A 22,025-nucleotide genomic window follows, 5' to 3' on the forward strand; every position below is an offset into this window, starting at 1 on the left:
CGCGCGATACAGCCGCACCATTGACACATGACTGATGCACCGCGGGCAGCGGCAGAGGGCTCGCAGTACCGGGCACTGGTCGTCGATGACGAGACCGCGCTGGCCGATGTGGTGGCCAGCTACCTCGTTCGCGAGCAGTTCAGCGCCCACATCGCCCATACCGGGCCAGACGGGCTCGAATTGGCTCGCACTGTCGATCCCGACGTGGTGATCCTCGATCTGGGGTTACCTGGGATGGACGGATTGGAAGTGTGCCGCCAGATTCGCACCTTCTCTGACGCCTACGTGGTCATCCTGACCGCCCGCGACACCGAAATCGACACCATTCTCGGGCTCACCGTGGGCGCCGACGACTACGTCACGAAACCGTTCAGTCCTCGCGAATTGGTTGCCCGCATCCGGGCGATGTTGCGGCGTCCCCGCATTGCTGCCGACCCGGCGCCCGTCGGCGCCTCGGCACGGCCAGCACCCCTGCAGATCGGGGCGTTGCGCATCGACGTGGCCGCTCGCCAGGTATCGCTGGCCGGGCAGCCGATCGCGCTGACACGGATGGAATTCGACATCCTGGCGACGCTGGCCGCCCGTCCAGGACTAGTACTGAGCCGGCGCCAGCTGCTGGAATTAGTGCACGACGGTCCGTGGATAGGCAATGATCACCTCGTCGACGTGCACATCGGGCATGTGCGGCGCAAGCTCGGCGAAGACCCCGGCGCGCGGCGATACGTCGTTACCGTTCGAGGGGTGGGCTACCGCATTGGTAACGGACAATGACACCGCGGCCGCGACTGGTCCCCGGGATTGGGATGCGGTTGCTGATCGCGCAATCGGCAGTGCTTCTGGCCGGGGCCATCACCACCTGGCTGGTCGCTGCTGTGGTGGGGCCGCCGTTGTTCCGTGAACACCTGCACCGTGCCGGCATCCCGCCGCGCTCACCCGAACAATTGCACGCCGAGCAGGCCTACCAGTACGCGACCATGCTGTCGGTCGGCGGTGCAGTGGTTGTTTCGGCCGTGACAGCGATTCTGGTGACCTGGTATGTCAGCCGGCGGCTGCAACGCTCGGTAGCTGATGTCGCCGCTGCCGCCACCGCCGTCGCAGACGGCGATTACGGCGTCCGGGTGCCACCACCGGGTCTGGGCGCCGACTTCCATTCATTGGCACACGCTTTCAACCACATGGCCACACAATTGCAGGCCGTCGATGTCAACCGGCGCCAACTGTTCAGTGACCTTGCCCACGAAATCCGCACCCCGATAGCTGTCCTGGACGCCTACATCGAGGCAGTCGAAGACGGGGTGCGATCGTTGACCCCCGACACCACCGCGATGTTGCGAGACCAAACCCGACGACTCGTCCGGTTCTCCGAAGACGTCGCCGCACTCGCTCAGGCAGAAGAAGGCGCCGCATCGATGTCCATGGCCGACGTGGACATCTCCGAGGTCATTCTCACCATCGCCACAGCGGTCAGCGACCGATACGACGCCAAAAAGGTGCAGCTACACACAGCACTTCCCCCGTCGTTACCACCGCTGCACGGTGACGGGCAACGACTGGCCCAAGTGCTCACCAACCTGCTCGACAACGCGCTACGCCACACCCCCGCGCATGGCCTGGTCACCGTCAGCGCCGAATACCAGGCCGGATGCATCGTGGTGCGAGTCAGCGACACCGGTCACGGCATTACCCCCGAGCACCTCCCCCACATCTTCGACCGCCTCTACCGCGCTGATCCGGCACGCACCCGCGAGCACGGGGGCTCGGGGCTTGGTCTGTCTATCGCCAAGGCGATCGTCGAGGCCCACGGTGGCAGCATCCGTGCTGAAAGCTCAAGTTCGCCAAAACAAACCACTTTCACCGTCGAGTTGCCGACAACGGCCACACCGAACTGATGAGCGGCCTCCGGCGGCCACGAAGTGTCAGTGCCTTGCGGGTGCCGGCTGGGGCACCGTGTTGCACCGAGTCCACGCCGTCACCACCTGTTCGCTCGGGTGGCCGATCACGGCGGGTTGCCCCGCCGGTTGGTCGATGAGCAGTTCGTGCTGAAGGCAGTAGGCGTCGTTGTAAACGGTATCGAAGTAACGTTGTGGTCCGTCGGGAAAGACTGCGGCAATAGTGGCGTCCTGATCGCTTGTGCGGGCAACCCAGTCGGCGACCAAGGCGACCGCCCCGACGCTCCACCCGCCGGTGAGGAAGTGGCGGGCGGCCAGGTGGCGGCAGGACCACACCGCCTCGGCCGGGGCAACCCAATGCACTTCGTTGAACGCCTCATACGCGATATTGCGAGGATAAATGCTTGATCCAAGCCCGCGCATCAACCGGGTGGTCGCCGGTTGACCGAAGATGGTGGATCCGATGCTGTCCACGCCGATCAACCGCAGGTCGGGGTTGAACTGCCTCAGGATGCGGGCCACCCCGGCAGAATGACCCCCGGTGCCCACTGAGCACACCAGAACATCAATAGGGCCGAGCTCCGCGTGCAGTTCCATCGCCAGGCTCCGATACCCATCAACGTTATCGGGATTGTTGTACTGGTCGGGATACCAACCGCCAGGTTCGGCACCCAGAAGCTGCGCGGCACGCTGCTTGCGGGCCTGTTGCCAGCCACCATGGGGATCGGGCTGCGTGACACGATCGACGGTGGCTCCATACGCCGACAGCATCCGCTGCACAATCGGCTCCATCCCGGGATCAGTCACCAACGTCACGGGATGGCCGTACACCATGCCCGCCAGCGCAAGCCCCAAACCTAATGTGCCGCTGGTTGATTCAACGATCCGCCCTCCCGGCCTCAAGTCGCCCCGGGCCCGGGCGCATTCGACCATGTGCATGGCAGGGCGGTCTTTCATGCCGCCCGGGTTGAACCCTTCGAGCTTGGCCCAGTATCCGCGACTGCCGTGAGTCAATCGCGCTGGTACCCGTAGCACCGGTGTGTCGCCCACCATTGCTGCAGGGCGATCGCAGCGACGAAGCAGCCTGGGACGTCCAGCATGGCTGATCGGTGCGGGGCTCAGAACGTGGTTCATCGAGTGTCTTTCTCAAGTCGTACCGCCCACGGGCCGGTATTGGAATCGGATCGCCTCCACGACGGCGCAGTCGGCTCGGTTAGCAGAACTGGAAGGCGCTTCGGCGACGGGGCGCGCGCCCGGAAACATGGCAGCGACAACGCATTACGTGATCTCTCAGCGTTTGCACATCAGGTCGACGTACACCGTCGGTGCCGCGATAGGCTGCGTACGTACTCCGGCCCGGATCGGCAGATTCTGTGAGGCTTTACGACCGGGTCGCACCGCGTTGACGGTGCACGTATTGAGTGGCCCGTCGCCGACTCTGCTGACCAGAACGTGGAATCCCTGGGCCTGCAGCATCCCGATTGTTGACTGGGCATCAGTGGATCCCGTTGGCGCGGCCGCTGCGGAGCTCGCAAACGCGATCGGTGCCGCGCTCGCGGCTATCGCGATCGCCAGGGCTGCTAATGGTGAGCGGAATGTGAAAGACATTGGCCCTTCCTTTCAAAGAAGATTTGTCTATCGCTCAGCGTAAATGCGAAAAGGGGCGCTATTCGGAACTCATATCGAACCCAAACAAATACGCATATCGAACGTCCAGGATGTTTTCAGCTGGCACCGTGATAGTTCACATTTGGCGTGGTTCGCAGCCACCTGAAGTAAGCGCTAACCCGTCAACGGCAGGCGGACGATAAATGCTGTCCTGCCCGGTGTGGATTCGACCTGCACGGTGCCGTGGTGCGCTTCGGCGATCGAGGCCACGATTGCCAATCCCAGACCGGTACCTGATCCCGGGTCGCGTGAATTCTGTGCTTTGACAAACCGGTCGAACAGGGTGGGCAGCAATTGTGGGTCGATGCCGGGGCCGTCGTTGGCAACGGTCAGCTCGACCCAGCCCGCATCGGTGCCCGGCACAGCGAGGGTGGTCACGACGGTGGTCCCGGGTGGGGTGTGTACCCGGGCGTTGGTAAGCAGATTGCTGATGAGTTGATGCAGGCGGGCGGGGTCCCCGTGAACATGCACCGCTGTGTCGGGTAGGCAGGTCTGCCACGTGTGCTCGGTGCCCACAACAGCGGCGTCGTTCACCGCGTCGACGAGTAGGTCGGACAGATTCAGCTCGCCATAGTCGAGGTCTTGTCCCTCGTCGAGTCGCGAGATGAGCAATAGGTCGTTGACCAGTCGCGTCATGCGGTGCGATTCGGCTTCGATGCGGGCCAACGCGTATTCGGTGACTGCTGGCAGCTCCGTACTATCTTGCCTGGTCAATTCCGCATAGCCCTGGATCGCGGTCAGCGGGGTGCGCAGCTCATGGCTGGCATCGCTGAGGAAGCGTCGCGTGCGCCGATCGGACTCCGCGCGTGCGGCCAGAGCACTGTCAACGTTATCCAGCAAGCGATTCAGGGTGTCGCCGACGATACCCACCTCTGTGGTGGGATCGGTGTCGGTGGCGCGGACACGCATCGTGATCCGGTGGTCGTCGTCAGTCAAAGGCAGGTTGGCGACCTGGGCGGCGGTGGCGGCGACTCGCCGCAGCGGCCTCAGCGACGACCGCACCACGGCGACGGTGCCCATCGACGTCGCCGCAAGTGCTGTCACGATCAGAGTTAGAGTCCAGAGTGTTTTCTCTCTGAGAGCACGGTAGGCAGGAGCCAACGACACAGCCGAAACCAGCCGCTCGCCGCCCTCGATCGTTCGGCTGCGCACGCGGTAGGGCCCCAAACTGCCCAAATCGATGGTGAATGCCGGCCCGTTGCGCCAGACGTGATTCTCGATCACACTCACCACGTCCGCCGGCGCCGGTCGCGAATCGCGTTCGTAAAACACAGCTGATTCGACCATCTCGTTGCCATGCAACACCGCGATGACGTTGTCGACGCCCTGGCCGGTGAAGTGAGTAAGTTCTTCTGCCAGCAGTGGGCCGTCGGCATGGTCCTGCAGCGCGTACTCGAATGCGGTCAAAGCCCGCCCCACCTGCGCGTCACTGACGTTGGTCACGTAACTGCGCAACGTCAGAATCGATACCGTCCCGACAGCCAGCAACACCACCGTGACGACCGCGCAGACGCCCACCGCCAGTCGGCTGAGCAGCGACCGCGGCGGCCACCACGGCACGCGGCTATGTGCCATCGGCCGGCCGCAGCATATATCCGACACCGCGGGCCGTGTGAATCATCGGAGCTCGCCCGGCGTCGACTTTCTTGCGCAGATACGAGATGTAGAGGTCGACTATGCTGGTCCGCCCCGCAAAGCGATAGTTCCAGACCCGATCGAGAATCTCAGCGCGGCTCAGAATCCGCCGCGGATTGCGCATCAGGTACCGCAACAACTCGAACTCGGTACCGGTCAGGCTGATCGGGTCGTCATCGCGGGTCACCTCACGCGACGCCCCGTACAGAACAAGGCCGCCCACGCTGAGCACCTCGTTGTCGGGTGCAGACAGCACACTCGATCGGCGCAGCAAACCGCGCAGCCTGGCGACGAGCTCCTCGAGACTGAACGGCTTGGACATGTAATCGTCGGCACCGGCCGTCAGACCGGTGACGCGGTCGATCACCGCATCGCGGGCCGTCAGCAACAGGGTCGGTGTGTATTGATCACCATTGCGTACCTGCCTGAGGACCTCCAACCCGTCCGCATCGGGAAGCTGGATGTCGAGGACGAGGGCATCGGGGCGCATCTCGATGAACTTCTGCACCGCTTCGCGACCCGTGTGGGCAACACCGACCTGCCAGCCTTCGTAGTGCAGGACCATCTTCACCAGATTTGTCAACGCCGGCTCATCATCAACCAGCAAAATCTTAATCGACTGTGCATCGTGGCCGCTGCCTGTGATTGGCGCGTCAACGACGGCGCCGCCGAATTGCTCATGTGCTGTTGACACGGTTGTCATAGACATATGGTCCGAAATCCAAGTGGTGCTGTCACGACATTCATACGGTTCGCATATAGTCCCTGCTGGCGACAAATCATACAATCTTGTTGTGGCGTCATATTCATCTCAACCTGTCCTCATCATCAACAATGCGCACGCCCCAAAAGCAGCGGCGAAGGCGACCTTAATTCGATGAAACGTCACGTCACACGTCCATCGGGGGTCGGTTCTCTTCGCCGCCGCCGGTGATGCACCTAAGAATTCAATTACGGAACTCGATATTGTCCTTCGATGAACAGTGTGGGACGGGTACACGAATCCTCGTCGTGTGTGCTGACCGAGTCACGGCGGCGCACCGACAGGTGCGATGATCGACGGATCTGAGCGGCCCTCGCACACCGACCGCGGCGTGAGAAGCTCCTGCATGGTGGCGATCTCGCCATGCTGGTCGGTCGCAGTTGGGCGGGACAGGGAGCGAGGCCATCACACCGTCAGCCACGGTGGCCGCCGTCCGCCCTGCCTGCACTTCGTGTCCTTTCGTCGTCACGTGGACCTCAACGGTGCGATGTCTCACACCGCGGCGTTGCGCTGCTTGGCCGCCGCTGTCTTGATCTTCCCCAGGATGGGCGCCGAATCTTGCGAGCAGTTCGGTTTTCGATAAAGAGTCCGTAAAGAACCCACTACCGTGGCCACGGCCAAGCACGACCTCGAAACTCCGTAGGCAGCATTGCGATGATGCCCGCATGTACACGTAATCGGTACGTATGTAACAGTCTCGTACACCACAACGTGGCCACGGCGTTGTTCCCGCAGCATGTCCACCGCACGGTTCGTCCAAACTACGGCGAACTTCACTGTGACATGCAGCGTGAAACTGGCTCAGCCAGGCCACGTCACCGCAACTCACCCTACATACGGTATCCGTACGTAAATAGTAGTATGTGGAGCACGTGTCGCAGATTCCGTTGGCCCGGCCGCTCGTCTCACACCTGCGCTGAGGAGGCAACCATGTACCACCAGAGCACACGTCGCTGGGCCGCCCCTATCTTGGCAGCCTTGTGGCTCTCGACATCGCTGCTGAGCGGGCCGGCAGCGATAGCCGATCCAGAGGGTGCGCCTCCTCCGGTGCCCGTCCAACCGGCGCCGATCCCGAACCCGGTGGCGCCGCAGCCACCCGAACTGCCAGCGCCGTTCACACAACCGTTGAACTCCGATACTCCCATCGGACAAAACCCGCTTCCGTTCACGGGGCAGCCGCCATTCCTCCCCCCATCGTTCAATCCTGTCAATGGCTCGACCGTTGGGGTCGCCAAGCCGATCTACATCAACTTTCAACGCCCTATCGCTGACCGGCAGATGGCACAGGACGCGATTCGCATCTCGTCCAACCCGCCCGTGCCGGGCAAGTTCTATTGGATGAGCGACACCCAACTCCGTTGGCGGCCAATCGATTTTTGGCCAGCGGGCACCGTTGTCAACATCGATGCGGCCGGCACCATGTCCAGCTTCCGGGTCGGCGACGCACTAGTCGCCACGATCGATGACAAGACTCACCAAATGCAAGTGGTCCGCAACGGCAAACTGGAAAAAACATTCCCTGTGTCACTGGGGAAACCGGGTTATGAGACACCGAACGGTACCTACTACGTGCTGGAAAAATTCGCTGACATCATCATGGACTCCTCCACGTACGGGGTCCCGGTGAGATCGGCCGAAGGCTACAGACTCAAGGTCCAAAACGCCGTCCGCATCGACAACAGCGGAATCTTCGTGCACAGCGCACCCTGGTCGGTAGCCGACCAAGGCAAACGCAATGTCAGCCATGGCTGCCTCAATCTCAGCCCCGCCAATGCACAATGGTTCTTCGGCAACTTCGGTAGTGGCGACCCCGTCGTCGTCAAGAACTCTGTTGGCATCTACAACCAACCCGATGGCGCACAAGACTGGCAGATCTAACCAGGGCGGGGACGTGCCCGCTCAGCCACACGCCGGCCCAGGGTAGCGAAAAGCGGCCGAAGTATCGGGCCCGCAGTATCCAGGGACGCAACATTGCCTTGCCACACCACCCGAACCAGGCGACGGCCGACGACGTTGTGATGTGCACGAAAGCAAATGGGCGGCACTGTGTAGTCAGCCGCCTGCCTGGAGCACGTCAGAAGCGAAAGAGCACGTTCCTGTTGTGGGCAACGCGGTAGGCCACAAGCTGTTCATTCGACTACGGAAGTGTGTTTGTCGGCGCCGCCCTCGGGGTAGGCCATCGGAACTACGGAATCCCCTAGTAGGAAAGAAGGTCACCCATGACCACCTCGGCCACCATCCTCGAAACCCATCCCCGCAAGATCGCTGAAGAACTCCGGACGATCCTGGCCCAATGCCTCGACGCCTGCCTGGACTGCGCACAAACTTGCACTCAGTGCGCCGATGCATGCCTTAGTGAGCCAACTGTCGACACACTCGCCGCCTGCATCACCTCCAACCTCAATTGTGCCGACATCTGTACAGCTACCGCACACATCAACGCCAGACAAACCGCATTCGACCCCGAATTCGCCAAACCCCTACTCGCAGTATGCGCAACCGCATGCCGAGTCTGCGCCGATGAATGCGAACGCCACGCTTCGCACCACCAACACTGCAAAACCTGCGCCGACGAATGTCGACGCTGTGAACAGGCCTGCCGCGACCTCATCACACACCTCAGCTGACCGGTCGCGAACCGCGAACGTCTCAGCACCTCGGCCGTCGAGACCTCGTTCCGCTCGTGAACCAATGGGGTTGTGGCATCGGCCTTGAACCCTGCTGCATTCCGCTGGACTGTGCACTGCAGACATGCCGACATCAGTAGCTGAAGTGGGAAACGGTCGTGCGCAGGACAAGGCCATTGAACCAATGAGGTGCGACAGAACCCAGCCCTACGATGACCACTGATCGCCGGGCACGGCTCCGGTCCGAAAATTAACAAGCCATTTCCGGGGGCAGCCTGCTCAAGATTCGACCGGAACCGACACGCCTCACCAGGCTCCGTCTGCTGCCGGACTCGTGCCGCTCGATCCTCCGCCCGCGGTTTGGGCGCTGCTGCTGTTCGATCGCTACGCCTACCGAACGTATGTAGTACGTACGATACTAGTGATATTTCCGCGATTATTAGGGACTTTTGGCCCTCGCCCCGCCCCGATGGCGGTGCAACGGTAGACGTGAGGGGAAAACGAGAGGCTAACTTCGATGACTATCAAACTCCGCTACCTGTTGGCGATTAGTGTCGCGGCGCTCGGTGCCGCGACAGCGATTGAGGCTCCTTCCGCTGCGGCGGAGCCACAGCAATGCTCGCAGCCCGCTCCCGGCGTTCACGAATGCACCTCACCGGGACACGCGCAAATCCATGTGCCGCCGCCAGCGCCACCCAACTACCCCAACTATCAAGGCGGGCCTGGGGGCGGTCCTCCGCATCTGCCCTGGATCGGCTAGCAGTTCTGACCACGGACGTTACGGGCAGCGTGGCGTGGTGACATAACGAAGACCTCCGAGTGAAGTGCGACCTGAGGAACGCACCAAATCACTTCGGAGGTCTTCGCCGTAACGCCCGCTGACAATTACCCCAGGATTTCTTCCCTGGGAAGTTACTAGTGCCAAGCGGCGGCCGGGCCGACTGTGCCTGTGCCTGTGCCTGTGCCTAGCCGCCCGGACACCAGGCCAACGGTCAATCAACGCGACTCCCAAATTCGTGATCAATCCGACTCACCGACCCTCCTCAGCGACTCCGAAATTCGTGATCAAACGACTCCCGAATCAGCGGTCAAAATGAAGGGTCTCGCTTGTGGCCGCTGTATGGCATCGCTGGCAGGTAAGTTGCGACGAACTCGACACCGATGGTCGCCCCTTCTCCACAACCGTCCTCACTGTGAAGAAGGACGAGAACGAGGCTCGTAAAAACACGGGCTGGGGGCCTCGCGCGATGAGGTCCGACGTCTGTGTCGTGTACCGGGGTGAATGGGAACAGTCCAAGTAGGGGGAACCGATGACATCGTGGAAGCCGAACGATTTTCGCGACCGCAGCTTCTCCGTTGGCGATTTGGTCGAGCTGCGCGATCAAGCGGAGAAGGGATTCTGGATCGTCTACAGGGTCCGCTGTATCTGCGCAGATGGCGCCCTACAGCTGGACGACGTGTCGGCCAATGACGGTCTGACAGTAGCCGCCGAGGACATCCACGCATCGGTGTTCGCTGCTCGACCCGGCGCTTCGTCGACCGCACAAACACCGGCGCATCACTGCGTCCAACCAGGAACGACCGTGGTGGGTATGCCGAGTTCCGTCCAGAGCGCAACGATCTCCGGGTTGTCATCGATGCTGTGAACGATGCGGAAACCGTGATCGCGCGTGAGTATTCGATGGATGTCGCGCTTGACCTCCACGTCAGCGCGGAAGTCGTTGTCGCCGCGCATGAACGGTCCCACGTAAGGCACCGGCATGTGCCGGTCGAGCCACGTGCGGGTGGATTGCTCCCACCGGTACATGCGGGCGGTGACTACGACGATGCGGTGTCCGGCATGGTGGTGTTCACGAACTTCGTCGAGCACATGCGTATGCGGCGGGCACGTTTCGGCGGCGCAGTGGAATGCGTCGAAATCCTTGGGCCGCGCCGCAACGAAGTGCCGCACACTCGACACGTCACACAGAGTCCCGTCGACGTCGACGATGACCGCGTCGGTCATCCCACGCCCGCCGGGGTAAGGGCGTTGATGGGTACCTTGGTCGCGCGCTTCTCACCGTGGGCGTCGATGTATTCGACCGTCGCCCGTGACCGTGACAGCGCGATGATCTCGGCGGGAAGATCGACGCCGCGGACATGGATGCGGACCTGACCGCCGACGTGAAGGTTACTCATATTGTGTCGCCTCGATTGCTTGAAGGACGGGGTCTATCCAGTAGCCCTGGCTGATCTTGAATGCCCACTGCCGATCGTCGATGGCCAGCATCGACGCCGCACGCAGCGCGTGCTCGGCGGGGATCTGAAAGCGGTCGATAATCGCGTTGGCGATCCGCTTCGACTCGTACGGAGCGGTGTCCTGGGCAACTTTCGCGTGCTCGGTCGCGGTGCTCATTGCTGCGGTCCAATTTGGATCGGATCGGTGGGAGCATCCATCGATCCGATCTTGATCTCCGGGCGGACGAGGGGATCAGGCGCGCGGTGCCGTCCTCGGTGGGAGCTGTGAGCAGCTACGTCACCGGAACTGTGTCGGTCAGTGCCGCTGGGATCGGGGCTCATGCGTTCAGTCCTCCAGCTCGCGACGAAACGATTCTCTCCATCGCCATAGGCCCACTCCCCTGGCGGGATCGGTGATCGGATTCGACGAGCTATCCGATGAGGGGCTCATGGCACCCGTCGCATCGGTCTTCGGAATCCTCGACCTGGCTGTCGAACACCACCTTGGGGAAATCACCGCTGTCATAGGTGCGTTCGTTCATGTGGTCGACGCCGACAACCTTGGCAAGGTCGGCAAGCAGCGACTCAGTGGACGCCGTGGACTCCGGATCGAACCTGCCCCAGGTGATCACTTTGCCGCGCATGCAAGATGGACACAGATTCTCGGCCTGGAACGTGTAGCCGACGATGTCGGTGCTCGCCACAGGTCAGCCCACCGTCCGGGTGATCAGGTGGTCTGCGGCTACGGTGACATTGATCTGATCGTTGTAGACGACCACCTTGTCTCCATCGACGTGCTCCACCGATTCCACGACCGCCAACTCGTATTGCGCGATGTCTCGGGCCGATTCGATCGCTTCTGCCCGGTCCCTGTCGTCAGCACCGAACGGCTGCCACGTCCACGGGTGCGATGACGGACCGTTCAAGAGTGGGACGAGGTCAATAAGGTCGCTTTCACGCAGGTCGAGCGGTTTGACCTGTTCGGTATGGGACATTGCTGCTCCCTTTGTCATTTGGTGGCTCTCTGATTCCCCAGCGGGGCCTAGTCGCATACTCACACCCTTGAGACAGCCGTTCCGGCTCCGGCGCGAGTCGACACCGCGGTTCCTCCCGGCGGGTGCTCGCCGACAGTGAAGACGTGTCCCTGCCTATTCATGTCTTGCTCAGGCTGCCAACCAATTTCGGCGCCATGGTTGTCGTCGGGGTGTTCCTGATGTGACCACCATCCGCCGGTCGGGCATGGGATCCATACGCACACATGCACCGTGCGCACCTGCTTGGCGCACGTTTTGCACATTCCCTGGAAGCGGAGTTCATTCCACACGTTCTCCGTCATCGCGGGCCAGTCGTCCATCGGTTTCTCCATTGCGATGATTCGGCGCTGAGTCCTTGCGCCGCAAAACAATTCCCTGTGGCGGCTAATCGACCACCGATGCGGTAATCTTGCCGTCGCCGTCGAGCAATTCGCCCCAGTAGGTGTTTCCGTTCAGCACCTGGTCAACGTCGAATCGCATAGCCTCAGCAGCTGTTTCCGTGCCAGTTGGGTAGTGGTCGAGGTTGGGTTCATACTCGTAGGTGATGATTATCTTGGCCATGCTCACTCCTTAGCTTTACTGATAGCCTGCGCGCTGCAGCGCCTCTATCCGTTGGTCGGCCACTCCGTAGCCCCATGCAGCGCCGAAGCAGTCATCGCTGCGCAAGTCCCGACGACAAGTGCAGCAGCAATGGGCTGGGATACCAACGCCACTGATCCGACACGCCGACTTGGCTCGCGACGACGGTCTCGACTACCGAGGACAGCTCCAATGCGCCGTACCAGTCAGCCGACCACGCGGCGTTGGCTTCCACGATTCGCCAGCCGGGCTCTCCGAACCAGGGATCCGAGCACCAGCCGACGTCGATCACCACGCCCGGCGGAACGGGTACATGACACGTCACCAGTGCCTCTTCCAGCCAAAGGACTGCCGCCGTTGCCCGCACCGGATCATCGAGATCCAGCCAGTCCTCCCGTGCCCGGTCCGGAAAGTAGCTGGCTCGTGCGACGACCCGGCCGTCACGCACCCAGCAACGGACCTCGGAGTCGAAATGCACCGGAGTCTGCAGTTGCACTGGCTCACGGTCCGGTAGCCGGCTCAGATCTGTGAGAAGTTCATCGAGTGAACGCAGCTGCGCCGGAAACGAATCATGCTTGGTTTCAGGGAGCTTGGCGAATATTGTCCCGCCATGAATGACAGGCGGTGTCTGCCGTAACGCACCAGATTCCGAGGTCACGATCTCGCGTCCGGTCAGTTCGATCGGCAGGTAGTCCAGCCAGCGGGGCCCGGCCGAGGACAGCTGCAGGTGGCGGTGCCGTACCGTTGCGGCCGCAGCCCATCCGCCCGGACACCACAGCATCGCCTCAGCATCAGCGCCGGCGGCGGTGTCCAGCCCAAAGTCCAGGTGCACATCGGCCCACGGCGCCAAGTCTTCGGCGCGCCAGGTTTGGTGCGTCACCAGAGTTATTCGGGGACGTGACAATTGCACTGTGGCCATGGTGTTCTCTCTATAGTGGAGAGCTGACGCTATGGGTTCGGTTCGGATCACCCGGTGCGCGGCGCGTCACCAGGCATGGCCGCGACGGTGCATGCGGGTCAGCTGAGCTGCCCTACGTCAGGTCGAGTAGTCGTTGTCGATGATGCCGCCTGGCAGACAGACGACGACAGTGACTTTGTTGGCCCTGGCATAGTCAACGGTGTACCAAGTTCCGCTGTTCGGACGGCGCGGGCCGTCTGGCGTTGCGATCAACAACTCGCAAGCGTCCACAATGTCGCGGTTCCGGGCGTGGTACGGCTTGGCGCTGAGCGCGTGAATCCCACCCCGTGTGAGCAGCTTGGACAGCGGCACCATCAGTTTCTCATCGGTCGGTGGATGCAGCCAGATTGTCGGTATATCGAGGTCTACCGCGCACAGATGAGAGGCGTAGTCGCTGCCCTCACAACAGCCGTGATGCAGTTCGGTGGCGTTGAACAGGTTGCGTCGGATAAAACGCTTCTGATCGGCTGTGGGATCGCGGCGGGTCCCGGTGAATCCGAGAATCATGGTGCCCCTTTCAGGCAGATGAACTCTGCGTCATGCCTTCGTGCACCTGCGGGTAGGTGACTGGCCACCATCAGCCCACGTCCACGCCCCGCCCAGAATCAACCGATCGCCGAAAGCGTTGAGCAGTTCGTCGCCGTCGTCGACAGTTTCATCGACATTTCGGTGTTTCAACATGGTTGTCATTGCCTCCCTTTCGTGAGACTTCACTGTTTAGGCTGGCCGGCACGGGTCCCACTTCCGCCAACTCGGGGCGCGGACGCAGAGGTGACCCGGTCAGGGACGTCAGGGACCGGAGGCGGGCAGGTGCGAAGTGCGGGCCCGTGTGCGTCATCTTGGCGGGGGTTGAGCGCCGCGGGCGTCCGCGCTGTTGCTGCGCCGGCTCGACGTCGACCGGGTACAGGTAGCCAGCGGCATCTACTGCTTGGAGCACCACAGTGTCCCCCTGTTCTTGATTGGTGCGGTATTCGCGCATCAGTTCGTGCCTTTCGTTACTGGATCTGCAGAGCTGGGTTCGCAGTCCTTGCAGCGGGGATCGTGCCCGTGCTTGTACGGCTCTCCACAGCCCCGGCACGTGTGGGTGTCGTAGTTGCAGTCACTGCAGCACCGGTAACAGCCCTCGTCAGGTGCGTGGTCACATCCGTTGCCGGACTCGGATTCCGACACCTCAGACGGGTTCGGCAGCGGATGCTGAGCCATGCCACGGTTCCGTGACTCCCTTGCTAAATGGTTGGCGAACTCCAAGACCGCAGCACGATCTTCAGCCGTGACATCGGCGGGCAGCACACACGTGGTCGCAGCCGCGGCGTAGTCCGGGTGTGCGTGGGCGGGGTCGGAAGTCCAACCCCACATCTTCGGTGGCGCCTGGCCCTCGAATGATGGCCGATACCAGGTGGTCCCGTTGTCGTCGGTGCGCGCTGGGTTCTGGTCAGCGACCGTCAGCGTCCGTCTTTCGGCGGCCGCGGGTGTTGTCATGAGCCGTGTTGGGGGATCACCAGCCGAGTCCATCGGCTGGTCGAGCAGGACCGATCGGCATATCCCGCACAGCCACTCGCGGTACAGTCCGCTGAACTTCAGTGGCTCGAACTCCCCGTGGTCCTGACCGTCGCAGGCGTCGCACACGCTCATCGGTTGGTCTCCTGGGCGATCCGGCGGCGTTCGGTGATCTCACCGAGAACCTTGTGCGCCAGTGCGATAGCGCCGTTCCCGTACCGGTGTTCGACGAATCCGACGGCCGTGTCGCCGTTGCGGGCATACGTCCACCGGTAGGTGTTGGTCGAGTCGGGCTGCTCACCACCGCTGGTCGTGCGGGTGATGGCCACACCGGCGATCAGTTCACTGTTCACGGCGATGTCGACGTAGATACTCATCGGGACACCGCCGCCGTCAGCTGTCCCTCACCGGGGCACGGCTGTTCGTCAACCACGTGCCCGGAGATGATCCACCGCTTGTCTGGCTGAGACCCGCACCAGGCAGGATGCCACTCCTCGCAGACGGGACACATTCCCAAGGCTTGCTCATAGTGAGACAGATGCCAGTGCGGACCGTCAGGGCACCGGTACGGGTGCAGCGAGTCGAATCGACGACCGCTGGACTCGACCGCGGCCTTGACCTCGTCAGCGCCCATCACGGCCAGGTCTCGGGTCGAATACCGGCGCTTGCGGGCAAACCGGCACTCTGATTGGCCCATCGGGCCACCTCCGGCGCCCCGCGTGTGCGCCGTCATCGTGGCCACCTCCGATGTCGTTGCCGTCCGCTCCCCTGGTTCGGTATTCCCGCGGCCCTTGTCGAGCCACCGAACTCCTTCGCGCCGCGTGTGGCGAGCTGGTCGGCGAGCTCATTGCCTTCGTGCCCTGCGTGGCCTTTCACCCAACGCCAGTCCACCGTGTGCTGCGCGGCGACGGTATCCAGGCGCCGCCAGAGATCTGCGTTCTTCACCGGCTGGCCTGTAGATGTCTTCCACCCCTTGCGTTTCCAGCCGGAGATCCAGCTTGTGATGCCCTGGCGCACGTATTGGCTGTCGGTCCACAGCTGAATGGGACGCGCCGCGGTGATCGATTCAAGCGCCACGATCGCGGCCAACAACTCCATGCGGTTGTTGGTGGTCGCCTTCTCTCCGCCGTAGAGGTGCTTCTCGTGTTCACCGAAACGCAGCACTACACCCCAACCGCCCGGCCCCGGATTCCCATGACAGGCGCCGTCGGTGTAGATGGTGATGGTCTCAGGGACATCCATTGGTCAACCGTTTCACGGGATCTCAAAAGCACAGCCTCAGATGCAGGACACGCCGATCGGCTCCGCAGAGGCTGCAGTGCACAGTGCGGTCAGGTGCCACCACGCGGAAACTGGCCGGCCATCAGCGGGCCAGTTGTTGCGCGAGGAACTCAAAGAAGTGCATCGCGTCGCCGTTCTTGAAGTCGATCTCGACCAGCTGCTTCTTGATCTGCTCCTGCTCGGCGGGACTGGTGTTCTTCGCCGTGTCGATTACCACGGAGAGCGGGATCGAGTTCCAACCCCACTGCGGTCCGTCCACGTCGAAGCGGTGCTCGAGATCGACCCCCTTCTCCTCGACGAACGTGTCGATCCAGGCATCGAATCCGGCCATAGATCAGCCCTCTATCTTTCGCAGTTCAGACAGCGCGACGGCCGCCTGTCCTCCGGTGTCAACATCGACAAGGGCATGTGCCTCGTTGTCTACGCGCCGGATTCGGGGATCGGCTTGCGGAACCGCCTCTCGAACCTCGACCACGGTTCCTGTGTAGGGCTGGTCGTTCGGCCAGAGCCTGAATTCGACCCGTTCACCTGCGGATATCGGGTGCATGTCTTACTCCACTGTCCGGATGCCGAACACCCACGTGCCGGGGTCGGACTCGTCCTCGAAGACCGCGGTGACACCGACGACCACTTTTGACGCATCGCCGTTGACCAGGTCTTCGATCTCACGCGCATAGTTGCCGCGGTTGGGTGCCGTGTACGAGCTGTGGTACTGGTAGGCGGTCCATGGGCCGGCGGTGAACGCGTGCTGGCCGTGCTCGTCTGCGGTGTCGGGCACCTCGTAGGACGATCCGATGTCGGAGACGTACGACCTGCAGCCGCGGCTCTCCGCGACCGCGAATCCGTCACTGTCACGGGTAATCACCAGATCCAGGTCATCCAAATGCAGGTTGGCGATGCGGTCACAGACCTGTTCACGGGTCATGCTATGTGCGGGTCCTCTCGTAACGGTCGCCGGCAGCACACCAGCCGCGCAGCTGAACTGAAGAATGAGATGTGGCGGCACGCCGCGAGTCGGCGTGGGGCGCCGGGTTCAGGCGGCTCCGTTATCGAATGTGGACCAGCGACTCTCGGCGTCAACCAGTGCGGATCGGTACTGGGCCTCGTCCGAGTAGGCGTAGGTGGTGATGAACCCTTGACCGTCCTCGGCCACCACCCAGTAGTTGTTCTCCGGGAAGTCCGAGACGGACGCCCCAGCCTCGGCCAGCAGGTCGCTGTGCTGGCTGTTCAGCTCCTGACGGGTCAGCTCGCCTAACCCGGTGTAGTGCAGCCCCCAAGTAGTCACGTCACCGAACGACTCCCCCGTTCCGTCAAGGGTGAGCTGGTAGAGCACTTCGTCTCGGGGGCACGCAAACTTGCTCATCGGTCGTCCTTTCCCTGTCAGTGTGGTGCCGAATCGCGCTAAGTCCGCAAGTCGCGGCGCTGCGAAGGGGCGGCGCACAGGTTGCCCTTCGCCGTCGCTGTTTCTCGTCCAGGGCGCGGGTAATCAGCCGTAGGCGACGTGGTCGCGGTCTGACCCGAAATCGCAGCTGCCGTCTTCGTTGATGTGGAAGCTCATTCCACGCGAGTCGAGCTCGAATGGCCGTCCACAGTCGCCACAGGATCCGGCCAAAGAGTTAGCCTCGATTTTTCGTCCAAGGTGATTGCGGTGGAGCGTTGGGGCAAGATGGGCCGTGAGGTGGCTTCTGCGGTCACGGGGCGTGGCGGGGTGGTCCCTTATCGCCGGGCTGGGCGGGCTTTCCCAGGGCCAGTGGGCCTTTCGTCAGTTGGATCAGATGAGCTGTGGATCAGTCGAAGGCGGTGCGGATGTGCTGCCAGGCGGTCGCGATCTGGGCGGCCCATCGCCAGGTGGCGTCGAGACGTAGGCATGTTTGGCGGGCGCTGCGGGTGATGCGGGCGGCGACGTGGAGGACCCGGTAGCGGAAGGTGGCGATCTCGGTGCGGGCCAGGCCCGGGTGGGTGCGGAATCCGATGAGTCGGCACCAGGTGACCAGGTCGGCGGCGGTGAGGGCGATTTCCAGCCATGCGGCGTTGGCCCAAAATGAGTGGCAGGGCAGGTTGCGCAGGCCGGTGGCTTTGAGTTCGCGGATGCGGTCTTCGACGCGGGCGTGCTGACGGTGGCGCAGTTCCAGGCCGGCGACCTGTCCTGACACGACGCCGGGTGGTGTGTCGGTGATGAACGCTGTGATCCGCATCCCGTCGGCGTCGGTGAATCGCAGCTGGGCGCCCGGATGCGGCCTTTCTTTGCGCAGGATCAGCCGCGTGCCCGGTGGCCACGACGACAGGTTGACCAGGGTGGTGGCTTCGGCGATCCAGGCGCCGTCGCGGAGACCGCCGGCGGTGCCGATCGCCGGGTACCAGCCCTCGGCGAGGTTGAGGGTGTCCACCGCGTCTTGGACGCGCCAGTCGACGGGGTAACCGAAGGAGAACCCCACCCCGGCGGCCCGGCAGGCGTCGGCGAAGGTGTGGGTGGCTCCGGCGGTGTCGCAGCGCACCAGCACCTTGGGCTTGTCGGGATGATCGCCAGCCCTGGGGTCGGGTCGCCAGGCCGCGGGCAGCGCTGCCAGCGCTTGGGCCAGCACGATGACGTGGTCGCTGGCGGTGTTGGAGCCGGCGTTGCCGGTGCGTAGCAGCCCGGCCAGGGCTTCCCCGCCGGCGATCTCGGGGCGGTCCAGAAATGCCAGCAGCGGATGGTGCCCGAACGACTTCTTCCAGGTCGGCGTCGCACCGCCTTTGTTGTCGGAGTGATCGATCACCAGGGTGGCGTCGATGTCGATGTGCAGCCAGTCACCCGGAGCGGGGGCGGCACCGGCGGCCCAGGCCGCCGCCCGCGCGCCCGCTCGGGCCGCCCGCACCGCGGGTAGGTGTGCGGCGTCGATGCGCTCATCGACCAGCCGCCACATCGTGGTCGTCGAGGCTTTCGCACCGAAGGCGTGCTCACGGTCGCCGCAGAGCTGGCCGACCCCGTCGATGCAGTCCGCCCCGTCAGCAACCGCAGCCGCCAGATCAGCGAACACGTCTCCGGGCGCATACACCCACGGCCCGCGGTAGGTGTCGGCCAAAGCAGCCGTGACCTGCGCCGATAACCCGGTCCGATCGGCCAGTTCACGTAGCAGGCCCATCCCGGCATGCGACACGACGCCATGGCCGTCGGCCGACACTTTCACCCGCGATGCGGCCGCGATATTCTTCACCTGCGAAGTGCCTTCCCGTCAGGATCTTTGAACCGTAGAGAAGTCCAATTATCCCTTGCAGGACAGGCACTTTCGCTTATCTACACACCGCCAAAGGCAACATTCCGCGAAAAATTCGGGTTAGTCGGAAAATCGCTCATGTCCGGCAGCATCTCGCCGGGCGGCGGCATCGCATGTGCGCGGCGCGGTGAGGTTTTGCAGCCGCAGGGTTCTGCCTATCGGATCACGAAGCACGTGGGGGACGGCAGTCTTGGGAGGACGTGACAAGGGTCGTCGTGAAGTCCAGTTGAAGGCGCCAGTCCCACCCAACCGCAGCAAATCTAACTTCCTCGGTCACGGCGGCCGCGCCACGTACACGAACGCTGCCTCAGCGGTGCCAGGCTGCGAACACGTTCAGGGCGGCCCCGGACGTGGACATCCGAAGTGACGGCACAGAGGCGTGAGATCTAATGAAGAGATATCCCAACGACATTCATCCGGACTACCCAGTTGCCACTGTGTATGGCGCAGACGGGCAGCCCTACGACTATGTCGATGACCATGAACCAGCACGTTCCTATGCCGCTTGCGGCTACCGCGTCGTGGTTCACATCGGCGATGGACCCTACACACGCGACGAATTGCAGGAAGCTGTCGACCGGGAGCTGTCCGGCTCGCGGTCGGGAGGACGTGACAGCGCGGCGTAAGCAGACGCGATTCGGACTGTGCGCGGCGCAGGCTGCAGCGATGCAGCGAGGATCTGAGATGCCCTGCGGCAGACACGAAATAATGACGGAGGTCGCCGGTCGAAACGAGTGGAAGGTCAGCGCCGGCCAGTGCTTCACGGCTGGGACAAACGCCGTGCTCCAGCATTGCTCGGACGCAGCCGCAAAGCACTTCCCTCTCAAAGCTCGGCTACTACTCGGTTCGCGTCATCGCGCGGTGGTCTACACACGTAGTGCGGGCTGGCCGGGTCAAATTTGGTCACGGCGGGATCAGGGATGATGCGGCCGTCAGATCCTCGTTTGTCCAAGGCCACGCGGTGCATCTTCTTGAGTTCTTCGACGGTGAACATCTCGAAGTCGATGTAGCCGCGATCGCCGCTCTTCTCCTCGGAGGTGATCTGCGCCTCGGATTTCTCCTCGATCTTGAACCACTGGCGCGTGTACATCCGCGGAACCTTGTCCGACACATTCTGTTTGAACGACGGCCAATGATCTTTGACCTGTGGCGGCAGGTTCGCGTTATCCCACGACTCGCCTGGGGAATATCCGAGGTAACCTTGATACTCGGTGGCGTCGGAAGCGCCGGTCTTCTCGTCGACGGAGGCAATCACGCAGCGGCCCTTAATCTTCGGGTCCATCGCGTCAGTGATCAATCGAACCTTGGGCTGCACCGACTCGGGGAACCCATACTTCAGCGTCAGTTCTTTGGGCCGGCCCAAGCAGATACTCATGGGTACGTTCGACTTCCAGGTGTTCGGGATCGACACCGCACGGGCGTCTTGGGATACCAGCAGGACGTGCACCCGCAGTTCGCGGCCCAGGGAGAGAATCTCGGTCACCATCGATTCGATGGCCTCGAAGTCCTTGCCCGGCAAGGCGCTCTTCCACTTCTCGCGCATGCCTTTGATCTCGTCCATCACCAGCAGCACCGGCGCAAAGTTGTTCCACCCTTCCGGATCAGTGATCTTGGCTTCCATGGAACCGTTCTGCCGCTCCTGCAGAATCAGATATGCCAGAACGATCGCGCCGACATAGCTCATGCCGCGCGGGGAGGCACCGATCCCGACGGCGACTGTGCCCGGAACGGGAAGATTGTTGTCCTCTGGGTGCGGAGCGAAGTATCCGGCGTAGTCCGGCCCTTTGCCATCGGCGAGAATCAACTGCCATCCAGCGGCGCGGAACTGCTCAAGCAGGCTGCGCACACTCACCGACTTTCCAGAGCCCGACTCACCGATGCACATGAGGTGTGGCATTTTCTGGGGGCACACACCTTCCACACCCCGAGCTGACTTGCCGACTTTGAACTCCCAGCCGATGTAGAGCCGCTTGGCCGCAGCGGCGTCGGTAACGACAGGCCAGTCCGGGGGAAACACCAGCCTCTCGATCCGCGACTTGCGACTCGCCAGAAAGCGGTCACCAGTCTCATCCCACTCGAACGCCCAAACCCCGCCGAGTCCTTTGCGAAACGTCGACTGCAACCTGTCCTGGATGCCAGCGGTAGTGAGGAAACCTGAATCCACACAATGGAATCCCCACAGAACAAGCTTCCTTCCACCCCTGCCGTCTTCTTCGAATTCGACTTGGGCCGGGTCGAGCACCAGCCTGTCGCGGAACTGGGAGGCGGCGATATCAAGGATGCGGCGCACCTCAGGGTGCAACTTCCCGTGCTCATACAGGGTCGGCGGGAGCTCTGGAACTGCGCTGCCTGAGACGTGTGCGGCCTCGCTAACGCCCAACGGCACCTCACGGCGGTAGCCACCGTCCTGCATCCGCCACTGGCGGCGCGCCGCGGCCAGAATCCACGCTCCGACTGCTGCGCCGCCCCACCCCACAGCGGTGCGTACCGGCGAGGGATAGCCCCATACGGCGATCGGAGCCAGCAGCCCAGCAATTCCCAGTGCGGACAGGCACAACGCCTGGGAATGGTAGGAGGCTCGAGCGAACCCGCTGGTGTCGCGACTTTCACCGGACTTCACGGC

The 22,025-nt window shown here is 62.8% G+C and carries 23 protein-coding genes; 4 read left to right on the forward strand and 19 right to left on the reverse strand.

Going from position 1 to position 22,025, the window contains the following annotated elements:
* Nucleotides 1–27 precede the first annotated feature (27 nt).
* A complete protein-coding gene (locus tag BTO20_RS20845) occupies nt 28–771 on the forward strand; it encodes a response regulator transcription factor (protein ID WP_087078084.1) in 744 nt (247 codons plus the stop codon).
* Nucleotides 772–803: 32 nt separating this feature from the next.
* Entirely contained in the window at nt 804–1,889 is a 1,086-nt protein-coding gene (locus BTO20_RS20850) for a sensor histidine kinase (RefSeq protein ID WP_232490802.1), read from the forward strand.
* Between the two features lie 27 nt (nt 1,890–1,916).
* Here BTO20_RS20850 and BTO20_RS20855 read toward each other — a convergent pair whose 3' ends face one another.
* From BTO20_RS20855 to BTO20_RS20870, 3 genes are all read right to left on the reverse strand, one after another.
* A complete protein-coding gene (locus tag BTO20_RS20855; protein WP_087078085.1) occupies nt 1,917–3,023 on the reverse strand; it encodes a PLP-dependent cysteine synthase family protein in 1,107 nt (368 codons plus the stop codon).
* Between the two features lie 648 nt (nt 3,024–3,671).
* Nucleotides 3,672–5,132, reverse strand: coding sequence for a sensor histidine kinase (locus BTO20_RS20865; RefSeq protein ID WP_087078087.1), 1,461 nt, complete (start codon nt 5,130–5,132; stop codon nt 3,672–3,674).
* Entirely contained in the window at nt 5,122–5,895 is a 774-nt protein-coding gene (locus BTO20_RS20870; protein WP_087078088.1) for a response regulator transcription factor, read from the reverse strand. Before BTO20_RS20870 ends, BTO20_RS20865 begins: the two co-directional genes overlap by 11 nt.
* Before the next feature lie 990 nt (nt 5,896–6,885).
* Between BTO20_RS20870 and BTO20_RS20875 the strand changes: the two genes are divergently transcribed.
* Together BTO20_RS20875 and BTO20_RS20880 are read left to right on the forward strand one after the other, a co-directional pair.
* Nucleotides 6,886–7,833: a L,D-transpeptidase gene (locus BTO20_RS20875; RefSeq protein ID WP_087078089.1), complete on the forward strand. Its 948-nt coding sequence runs from the start codon at nt 6,886–6,888 to the stop codon at nt 7,831–7,833.
* Between the two features lie 341 nt (nt 7,834–8,174).
* Complete coding sequence (locus tag BTO20_RS20880) at nt 8,175–8,582, forward strand: four-helix bundle copper-binding protein (RefSeq protein WP_087078090.1); 408 nt, start codon at nt 8,175–8,177, stop codon at nt 8,580–8,582.
* A 1,558-nt stretch (nt 8,583–10,140) separates the two neighbouring features.
* Here the strand turns inward: BTO20_RS20880 and BTO20_RS20885 are convergent.
* The 16 genes from BTO20_RS20885 to BTO20_RS20965 form a co-directional block, all read right to left on the reverse strand.
* On the reverse strand, nt 10,141–10,587 hold the full coding sequence (locus tag BTO20_RS20885) for a phosphatase domain-containing protein (protein ID WP_087078091.1): 447 nt from the start codon (nt 10,585–10,587) through the stop codon (nt 10,141–10,143).
* Entirely contained in the window at nt 10,584–10,760 is a 177-nt protein-coding gene (locus BTO20_RS39470) for a hypothetical protein (RefSeq protein ID WP_157680287.1), read from the reverse strand. The genes BTO20_RS20885 and BTO20_RS39470 overlap by 4 nt, the downstream gene beginning before the upstream one ends.
* Complete coding sequence (locus tag BTO20_RS20890; protein WP_087078092.1) at nt 10,753–10,977, reverse strand: hypothetical protein; 225 nt, start codon at nt 10,975–10,977, stop codon at nt 10,753–10,755. The genes BTO20_RS39470 and BTO20_RS20890 overlap by 8 nt, the downstream gene beginning before the upstream one ends.
* 253 nt (nt 10,978–11,230) lie before the next feature.
* Complete coding sequence (locus BTO20_RS20895) at nt 11,231–11,503, reverse strand: hypothetical protein (protein WP_087078093.1); 273 nt, start codon at nt 11,501–11,503, stop codon at nt 11,231–11,233.
* Between the two features lie 3 nt (nt 11,504–11,506).
* Nucleotides 11,507–11,794, reverse strand: coding sequence for a hypothetical protein (locus tag BTO20_RS20900; protein ID WP_087078094.1), 288 nt, complete (start codon nt 11,792–11,794; stop codon nt 11,507–11,509).
* 423 nt (nt 11,795–12,217) lie between these two features.
* Nucleotides 12,218–12,394: a hypothetical protein gene (locus BTO20_RS39475; protein WP_157680288.1), complete on the reverse strand. Its 177-nt coding sequence runs from the start codon at nt 12,392–12,394 to the stop codon at nt 12,218–12,220.
* 91 nt (nt 12,395–12,485) lie between these two features.
* Nucleotides 12,486–13,292, reverse strand: a complete 807-nt coding sequence (locus tag BTO20_RS20905) for an ATP-grasp domain-containing protein (protein WP_232490803.1) — start codon at nt 13,290–13,292, stop codon at nt 12,486–12,488.
* A 156-nt stretch (nt 13,293–13,448) separates the two neighbouring features.
* Nucleotides 13,449–13,877, reverse strand: coding sequence for a hypothetical protein (locus BTO20_RS20910; RefSeq protein ID WP_087078096.1), 429 nt, complete (start codon nt 13,875–13,877; stop codon nt 13,449–13,451).
* 1,121 nt (nt 13,878–14,998) lie between these two features.
* Nucleotides 14,999–15,244, reverse strand: coding sequence for a hypothetical protein (locus BTO20_RS20920; RefSeq protein WP_087078098.1), 246 nt, complete (start codon nt 15,242–15,244; stop codon nt 14,999–15,001).
* Entirely contained in the window at nt 15,241–15,564 is a 324-nt protein-coding gene (locus BTO20_RS20925; RefSeq protein ID WP_131721857.1) for a hypothetical protein, read from the reverse strand. Before BTO20_RS20925 ends, BTO20_RS20920 begins: the two co-directional genes overlap by 4 nt.
* Before the next feature lie 32 nt (nt 15,565–15,596).
* On the reverse strand, nt 15,597–16,109 hold the full coding sequence (gene rnhA, locus BTO20_RS20930; RefSeq protein ID WP_087078099.1) for a ribonuclease HI: 513 nt from the start codon (nt 16,107–16,109) through the stop codon (nt 15,597–15,599).
* 121 nt (nt 16,110–16,230) lie between these two features.
* On the reverse strand, nt 16,231–16,479 hold the full coding sequence (locus tag BTO20_RS20935) for a hypothetical protein (protein WP_019346176.1): 249 nt from the start codon (nt 16,477–16,479) through the stop codon (nt 16,231–16,233).
* Between the two features lie 219 nt (nt 16,480–16,698).
* Nucleotides 16,699–17,073, reverse strand: coding sequence for a hypothetical protein (locus BTO20_RS20945; RefSeq protein ID WP_087078101.1), 375 nt, complete (start codon nt 17,071–17,073; stop codon nt 16,699–16,701).
* Between the two features lie 108 nt (nt 17,074–17,181).
* On the reverse strand, nt 17,182–17,511 hold the full coding sequence (locus BTO20_RS20950; RefSeq protein ID WP_087078102.1) for a hypothetical protein: 330 nt from the start codon (nt 17,509–17,511) through the stop codon (nt 17,182–17,184).
* A gap of 424 nt (nt 17,512–17,935) precedes the next feature.
* Nucleotides 17,936–19,342, reverse strand: coding sequence for an IS1380 family transposase (locus tag BTO20_RS20955; RefSeq protein ID WP_087078016.1), 1,407 nt, complete (start codon nt 19,340–19,342; stop codon nt 17,936–17,938).
* A gap of 883 nt (nt 19,343–20,225) precedes the next feature.
* The gene (locus BTO20_RS20965; RefSeq protein ID WP_087078103.1) at nt 20,226–22,022 is read right to left on the reverse strand and encodes a type IV secretion system DNA-binding domain-containing protein; all 1,797 of its coding nucleotides are present in this window, start codon (nt 22,020–22,022) and stop codon (nt 20,226–20,228) included.
* Nucleotides 22,023–22,025 lie beyond the last annotated feature (3 nt).

This window comes from Mycobacterium dioxanotrophicus, from assembly GCF_002157835.1.
Taxonomy (GTDB): domain Bacteria; phylum Actinomycetota; class Actinomycetes; order Mycobacteriales; family Mycobacteriaceae; genus Mycobacterium; species Mycobacterium dioxanotrophicus.

Excerpts from the sequence above, each read along its gene's own strand:
- BTO20_RS20875 (WP_087078089.1), top strand. The coding sequence starts at position 6,886 with ATGTACCACCAGAGCACACGTCGCTGGGCCGCCCCTATCTTGGCAGCC.
- BTO20_RS20950 (WP_087078102.1), bottom strand. The coding sequence starts at position 17,511 with ATGAGCAAGTTTGCGTGCCCCCGAGACGAAGTGCTCTACCAGCTCACC.
- BTO20_RS20925 (WP_131721857.1), bottom strand. The coding sequence starts at position 15,564 with ATGGGCCAATCAGAGTGCCGGTTTGCCCGCAAGCGCCGGTATTCGACC.
- BTO20_RS20910 (WP_087078096.1), bottom strand. The coding sequence starts at position 13,877 with ATGATTCTCGGATTCACCGGGACCCGCCGCGATCCCACAGCCGATCAG.
- BTO20_RS20850 (WP_232490802.1), top strand. The coding sequence starts at position 804 with ATGCGGTTGCTGATCGCGCAATCGGCAGTGCTTCTGGCCGGGGCCATC.
- BTO20_RS20885 (WP_087078091.1), bottom strand. The coding sequence starts at position 10,587 with ATGACCGACGCGGTCATCGTCGACGTCGACGGGACTCTGTGTGACGTG.
- BTO20_RS39470 (WP_157680287.1), bottom strand. The coding sequence starts at position 10,760 with ATGAGTAACCTTCACGTCGGCGGTCAGGTCCGCATCCATGTCCGCGGC.
- BTO20_RS20900 (WP_087078094.1), bottom strand. The coding sequence starts at position 11,794 with ATGTCCCATACCGAACAGGTCAAACCGCTCGACCTGCGTGAAAGCGAC.
- BTO20_RS20845 (WP_087078084.1), top strand. The coding sequence starts at position 28 with ATGACTGATGCACCGCGGGCAGCGGCAGAGGGCTCGCAGTACCGGGCA.
- rnhA (WP_087078099.1), bottom strand. The coding sequence starts at position 16,109 with ATGGATGTCCCTGAGACCATCACCATCTACACCGACGGCGCCTGTCAT.
- BTO20_RS20870 (WP_087078088.1), bottom strand. The coding sequence starts at position 5,895 with ATGACAACCGTGTCAACAGCACATGAGCAATTCGGCGGCGCCGTCGTT.
- BTO20_RS20855 (WP_087078085.1), bottom strand. The coding sequence starts at position 3,023 with ATGAACCACGTTCTGAGCCCCGCACCGATCAGCCATGCTGGACGTCCC.
- BTO20_RS39475 (WP_157680288.1), bottom strand. The coding sequence starts at position 12,394 with ATGGCCAAGATAATCATCACCTACGAGTATGAACCCAACCTCGACCAC.
- BTO20_RS20880 (WP_087078090.1), top strand. The coding sequence starts at position 8,175 with ATGACCACCTCGGCCACCATCCTCGAAACCCATCCCCGCAAGATCGCT.
- BTO20_RS20865 (WP_087078087.1), bottom strand. The coding sequence starts at position 5,132 with ATGGCACATAGCCGCGTGCCGTGGTGGCCGCCGCGGTCGCTGCTCAGC.
- BTO20_RS20890 (WP_087078092.1), bottom strand. The coding sequence starts at position 10,977 with ATGAGCACCGCGACCGAGCACGCGAAAGTTGCCCAGGACACCGCTCCG.
- BTO20_RS20945 (WP_087078101.1), bottom strand. The coding sequence starts at position 17,073 with ATGACCCGTGAACAGGTCTGTGACCGCATCGCCAACCTGCATTTGGAT.
- BTO20_RS20935 (WP_019346176.1), bottom strand. The coding sequence starts at position 16,479 with ATGGCCGGATTCGATGCCTGGATCGACACGTTCGTCGAGGAGAAGGGG.
- BTO20_RS20920 (WP_087078098.1), bottom strand. The coding sequence starts at position 15,244 with ATGAGTATCTACGTCGACATCGCCGTGAACAGTGAACTGATCGCCGGT.